General features: G+C 66.4%; 5 protein-coding genes, 1 tRNA gene and 2 pseudogenes. 3 read left to right on the top strand and 5 right to left on the bottom strand.

Annotated elements, in window-relative coordinates; translation table 11 throughout:
• The 4 genes and pseudogenes from ACNPNP_RS03590 to ACNPNP_RS03575 all read right to left on the bottom strand — a co-directional run.
• Window positions 1-209 (bottom strand): annotated as a pseudogene (locus ACNPNP_RS03590) (strictosidine synthase); the annotation flags it as partial.
• A gap of 34 nt (window positions 210-243) precedes the next feature.
• Window positions 244-1101 (bottom strand): alpha/beta fold hydrolase, encoded by an 858-nt coding sequence (locus tag ACNPNP_RS03585; RefSeq protein ID WP_448964692.1) that lies wholly within the window; start codon window positions 1099-1101, stop codon window positions 244-246.
• A 32-nt stretch (window positions 1102-1133) separates the two neighbouring features.
• The gene (locus ACNPNP_RS03580) at window positions 1134-2138 is read right to left on the bottom strand and encodes an NADP-dependent oxidoreductase (RefSeq protein ID WP_448964691.1); all 1005 of its coding nucleotides are present in this window, start codon (window positions 2136-2138) and stop codon (window positions 1134-1136) included.
• 37 nt (window positions 2139-2175) lie between these two features.
• Window positions 2176-3024 carry an alpha/beta fold hydrolase gene (locus ACNPNP_RS03575; RefSeq protein ID WP_448964690.1) on the bottom strand — a complete coding sequence of 283 codons (849 nt, stop codon included), beginning with the start codon at window positions 3022-3024 and terminating at the stop codon, window positions 2176-2178.
• Between the two features lie 166 nt (window positions 3025-3190).
• Between ACNPNP_RS03575 and ACNPNP_RS03570 the strand changes: the two genes are divergently transcribed.
• A complete protein-coding gene (locus ACNPNP_RS03570) occupies window positions 3191-3970 on the top strand; it encodes an alpha/beta fold hydrolase (protein ID WP_448964689.1) in 780 nt (259 codons plus the stop codon).
• Between the two features lie 18 nt (window positions 3971-3988).
• Here the strand turns inward: ACNPNP_RS03570 and ACNPNP_RS03565 are convergent.
• Window positions 3989-4062: transfer RNA gene (locus tag ACNPNP_RS03565), tRNA-Gly, on the bottom strand.
• 92 nt (window positions 4063-4154) lie between these two features.
• On the opposite strand from ACNPNP_RS03565, the gene dcd reads away from it, so the two are divergent.
• Together dcd and ACNPNP_RS03555 are read left to right on the top strand one after the other, a co-directional pair.
• Complete coding sequence (gene dcd / locus ACNPNP_RS03560; protein ID WP_448964688.1) at window positions 4155-4760, top strand: dCTP deaminase; 606 nt, start codon at window positions 4155-4157, stop codon at window positions 4758-4760.
• Window positions 4761-4925: 165 nt separating this feature from the next.
• Window positions 4926-5428: pseudogene (locus ACNPNP_RS03555) on the top strand (hypothetical protein); the annotation flags it as partial.

Genomic DNA, 5428 nt, shown 5'->3' with positions numbered 1-5428 from the left:
CCGGGGGGGGCCGCCCCCCGCCCCGGATTCTGTTCGGCGAGATGGATCTGCCGGTACTCGAGCAGCCCAGGAGTCGCGGAGATGATGCCGGAATGAGGGCCCTTCCACCGGTCCATGCCCTCCTGGCGTGGCTTGTCGGTGCGCATCCACAGCAGGATCGACGAGGTGAAGTGCTTGGACGCATCAGGCTTGGTCGTGGTCTCGCTCATTCTGACTCCTTCAGATTCTGACGACGGTGGTGGACTACGGGGCGAGGAACTTCGCTGCGACCGGAGCGAACTTCTCCCAGTACTGGAAGATGCCACCGTGGCCCGCGTTCGGGTAGATGATCAGCTCGGAGTCCCTGATGCGCTGGTGCAGGTCGGCCGAGAGGATCGAGGGAACCATGCGGTCGTTGTCGCCGTTGGCGATCAGTGTCGGCTGGGTGATGATCGACAGGTCTGACGGCGCGGAGCGTCCGTAGCGCTGGATGGCCTTGAGCTGAGTACTGAACGCCTTGTTGCTGATCGGCGCATCGCGGTCGGTGGTGCGCTCCTTCAGCCTCTCGACGAACGCCTTGCCCGCCTTCTTCCCAGCCTGGTCGCGGTTGAAGAAGAGGAATTCCTTCGGGTCGGAGCGGGTGATCACCGAGCGGAAGATGTCCCAGTAGGTGACACCCACGACCTCGTCCATGTCCTTCCCTCCGCGCGGTCCGGTGCCGGTCAGGACGAGCCTGCGGACCAGATCTGGATGCTTGACGACGAGGTCCTGTGCGATCATGCCGCCCATCGAGAAGGCGAAGATGTCGACCTTGTCGTATCCGAGAGCGGTGATGAAGGAGTACGCGTCGTCGGCAGCCTCTTCCATGGTGCCCGGCGTCGTGCCGGATGATGCGCCGACGCCGCGCTGGTCGAACGTGATCACGTGGCGGGAGCTCGCGATCGCGTCGATGATGCGCGGATCCCAGTTGTCGAGGGTTGCGGCGAGGTGCACGAAGAAGATGACGGGGATGCCGCCCTTCGGGCCGAGTTCGCGGTAGGCGAAGGTGATGCCCGCAGCGGTGACCGTCTTGGCCGGAGCCTTCGCGTACGAGGTGATGACGGGTTCGTCGATGGTGCTCATGGTGTTGTCTCCTTCGTTGTTCGTGTCCGGCGTCATTCGTGTCCGGCGCCGGTGATGACGGTCTTGCCGTTCACGCCGCCCTTGGCGATCGACTCGAGTGCATCCGGGGTCTCGTCGAACGAGAATGTCTTGCCGACGAGGGGCCGCAGGGTGCCGTCGTCGATGAGCTCGGCGATCTCGCGGAGCTGCTCGCCGCTGGCGCTCATGAAGAGGAACTCGTATGTCACGCCGAGCTTCTTCGCCTGGCGGCGGATCTTGCCGCTCAACGCCGTGATCGCCAGCCGGAGCAACGGATTCAGGCCGATCCGCTTCGCGAATGCGGGGTCGGGCGGGCCCGAGATGCCGATCGCCTTGCCGCCGGGGCGCAGGATGCGAAGCGACTTCTCGAGGTTCTCGCCGCCGACGCTGTCGAGTACGAAGTCGTAGCCGGAGAGCACCTTCTCGAAGTCCTGGGTGCGGTAGTCGATCACTTCGTCGGCGCCGAGGCTGCGGACGAAGTCGGCGTTCTTCGCCGAGGCGGTCGTGGCGACGTGGGCGCCGAGGTGCTTGGCGAGCTGGATCGTGATCGATCCGGCGCCACCTGCACCGCCGTGGATGAGCACCTTCTGGCCCGGCCGCACGTTGCCGTGGACGACGAGCGCCTGCCAGGCGGTCAAGGCGACCAACGGGAACGATGCCGCCTCGACCAGGCTGATCGTGGTCGGCGCGAGAGCGAGGTCGGATGCGTCGACCGAGACCCGCTCGGCGAAGGTGCCGATCCGACCGTCGCGCGGGCGGCCGAACACCTTGTCGCCCGGCCTGAATCCTCGCACCTTCGAGCCGGCGCGAATGACGGTGCCGGCGACGTCGTGCCCGAGCACGAGGGGGGCCCGGTACGGCAGGATCGCCTTGAACTCGCCGGCTCGTATCTTCTCGTCCAACTGGTTCACGCCGGCGGCTTCCACTCGCACCAGGACATCGCGGTCGCCCACGACGGGTTCGGGCACGTCCGCCTCGTGGACGGCATCCTTGTACTTGTCGAAAAGAAACGCTCGCATGCTCTCTATCTCCTTGGAATGTCTGTGGGACGTCGCGTCAACGGCCCAGGAATCGATCGACGGTGTCGGCGACCGTCTGTCGGTTCTGAGACACGACGCCGTGCCCCGAATCGGCGAAGATCTGCACCTCTGCGTCAGGGAATCGTGCCAGCAGCGCTGCGGAGTTCCCGACCGGAACCATCCGGTCGCTGTCGCCATGCAGGATGAGCACCGGGTCGTTGTGGGGGACAGCGGCAGGGCGCTGCCCACCCCACCGCTTTACTGCACCGAGCTGCGCGCGCAGTACGCCGAGGCCGACCGGCTTGTCACGCCCGATACGACGCCGCTTCAACCGCGTCTGGTAGTCGGATGCTGCGCGCTTGCCATCCTGAGTGCGGGTGAAGAAGAGCAGCGAGGTGGTGGGGGTGAACGTCGCCGCTCCGCGCAGGATACCCCGCACCATGACGCCGGTCATCTCGGTCAGCCCTGGTCCACCCTGCGGTCCGGTGCCGGCGAAGACGACGCGATCGACGAGTTCGGGTTCCTGCTCGAGGATCGACTGAGCGACCATGCCGCCCATCGACAGGCCGAACAGGTCGACTCGAGAGAGGCCGAGTGCGTGGATCACGGAGATCGCGTCGGCCGCCATGTCTTCGAAGCGGTCTCGGACGGTGCCGGTCGATCCGCCCACGCCTCGGTAACCGAGCAGGATCACTCGGCGCCCGTCGGCAAGCGGATCGACGAGCTCTGGGTCCCAACTGTCGAGGTTCGCGCCGAGGTGCGTCAGCGCGATCAGCGGCGTTCCATCGCCTGCACCCAGCTCCCGATAGGCGAACTGTGTCCCGACAGTCGTCACGGTTCTCGTCGGCGCGTCGATGAACGCCGTGCTCTGAGAAGAATGCGTCATGGGTGCCGCCTTCCGTGTCTGGACCTTCGTGCAGGCCACTGTTGCGACCACACTCAATTATGAGTGGACTCAGAAACGATGTCAAGAGCGACGCTCTTCTGTAGGATCGTCGATCCCTCGACTCGGGCACCTTGACGTGCTCGCGGCGCAGGTGTTGCCTTGAGCGATGAACCACGTCACGTCTGCAGACCGAACCCCCATCGCCATGCACGAGTCCGGCGCGGGCCCCACCGTCATCATCGTCAACGGCGCTCTGTCTACTGCGCGGGATGCCGCTGAGATCGCCCGTGCCTTCGCCGAAGCCGGGCTGCGTGCGATCACCTACGACCGACGCGCCAGGGGCGACAGCGGAGACGGCGCGATCGCCGCGCCGGAGCGCGAGGTGGAAGACCTCGCGGCGGTCATCTCGGCATCCGGCGCTGACGCAGCCGTGATCGGTCATTCATCCGGAGCCGTCCTCGCGCTGTACGCGGCAGGGCAGGGCGTGCCGATGTCGAGGCTGTTCCTCTCCGAGCCGCCGTTCCGGTTCGGTGAGGATATGCCCGCGGCAGATCTTGAGGATCGTCTTCAGACAGCGGTCGACGATGGCCGTCCCGAAGAGGCCGTCGTGCTCTTCCAGCGAGAGGCCGTCGGTCTGCCCGAGCCGTTCATCGAGCAGTTCCGCGCCTCGCCGGCCTTCGCCCAGATCTCCCCCCTCGGCAGGTCGACGATCTACGACGCGCTAGTCACCCGACGCGCGTCGACACCGTCCGCAGAGATGCTCGGAGTACGGATGCCGGTCACCATTCTGTGCGGGGTCGAGACGATGCCGATCCTCGTGACCGCAGCATCCCGACTCGCGGAGATGATGCCGGATGCCGAGTACCTGCAGGTGCCGGAGTCGATCGGTCACCGCATGGATCCTGAGGCGAGTGCCCGGATCGTGGCTGCGCGCCTGGTCGGATGACGAACTCGTCGTGGCAAGTGGAGGGACTGACGGGAATCGAACCCGCGCTATCTGCTTGGGAAGCAGAAGTTCTACCATTGAACTACAGTCCCGAACCCGCTCATGAAGAACAGGTGAAGGCAAGCCTACCTGCACTCGCGGCGATGGCCAAAGCATGACAGCGCCGCGCCAGTAGGCTGTACCCGTGCTTCTCAGCGACCGCGACATCAGAGCAGAACTCGCCTCCGGCCGGATCGGTCTGGCGCCTCACGAGCCGGAGATGATCCAGCCCTCGAGCATCGACGTGCGTCTCGACAGGTACTTCCGCCTGTTCGACAACCACAAGTACCCGTTCATCGACCCGGCCGAGGATCAGCCGGAGCTCACGCGCCTCATCGAGGTCAAGCCGGACGAGCCGTTCATCCTGCACCCCGGCGAGTTCGCGCTGGGCGCGACGTTCGAGCAGGTCACGCTCTCGGATGACATCGCCGCACGCCTCGAGGGCAAGAGCTCGCTCGGACGACTCGGGCTCATCACTCATTCCACGGCGGGCTTCATCGACCCCGGCTTCACCGGCCATGTCACGCTCGAACTCGCGAACGTCGCCACTTTGCCGATCAAACTGTGGCCCGGCATGAAGATCGGGCAGCTGTGCTTCTTCCGCCTGACCTCTCCGGCCGAGAACCCCTACGGCTCCGGTCCCTACGGCAACCGCTACCAGGGACAGCGCGGACCGACGGCATCCCGCTCGTTCCAGAACTTCCACCGCACCGACGTCGGCAACACCGATGTGGGGTCGGTCGGCGGCTGAGTCCCGCAGATCGCCGGGAGACCGGATGCGGATCGCGCGGTCGCACGTAGTATCGAGAGCGTGAGCGGCGAAAACACGGAAGAACCGCAAGATCCCCGACGGGATGCCACAACCGATGCGCCCGTTCCGGGTGGTGAACAGGGCCTTCCTCCCGCGGCGCCAGGGGTGGAGCGTTTCGACGTCCCGGCTCCGGAGACGGTCGCGATCCCCGACGCGGAGGCCGCGATCGAGGGTTTCGAGATGCCGCCGCCGCCCACGTTCAGTGCCGCGCCGCCTGCTCCCCGCCCGGAGCCGGTCATCCCTCCTGCGCCGCCCGAGAAGACGGATGCCGCGGCGACAGAGCCCGCGACGCGCACGCGCAGCACGTGGGCGCCCAATGACACCTGGACCTCGGCATCGGCCCACAAGCAGGAAGTCGTGCCGCCGACCGCCGCGCAGAAGGCCGAATCGCGGGCGGCCGCCTCCCGCGCCGCCACCGCCCGCGACGAAGCGAGTCGCACGTATGTCAGTCCGGCTGCGGGTGGCACAGAGGGCAACAGCTACCGTGGCTGGACCGTCGCGATCTTCGCCGGACTCGCGGTGCTGCTCATCGGAGCCATCGTCCTGATGGCGTACCTCGTGAACAACGCACCGCTGGCGCTGCCGTCCGCCGACGAGACGACCGTCGC

The organism is Microbacterium xerophyticum (assembly GCF_053543555.1).
The sequence above is the reverse complement of the archived record's forward strand: the minus strand, read 5'-3'. Positions and strand labels throughout refer to the sequence as shown.

Excerpts from the sequence above, each read along its gene's own strand:
- ACNPNP_RS03575 (WP_448964690.1), bottom strand. The coding sequence starts at position 3,024 with ATGACGCATTCTTCTCAGAGCACGGCGTTCATCGACGCGCCGACGAGA.
- ACNPNP_RS03580 (WP_448964691.1), bottom strand. The coding sequence starts at position 2,138 with ATGCGAGCGTTTCTTTTCGACAAGTACAAGGATGCCGTCCACGAGGCG.
- ACNPNP_RS03570 (WP_448964689.1), top strand. The coding sequence starts at position 3,191 with ATGAACCACGTCACGTCTGCAGACCGAACCCCCATCGCCATGCACGAG.
- ACNPNP_RS03585 (WP_448964692.1), bottom strand. The coding sequence starts at position 1,101 with ATGAGCACCATCGACGAACCCGTCATCACCTCGTACGCGAAGGCTCCG.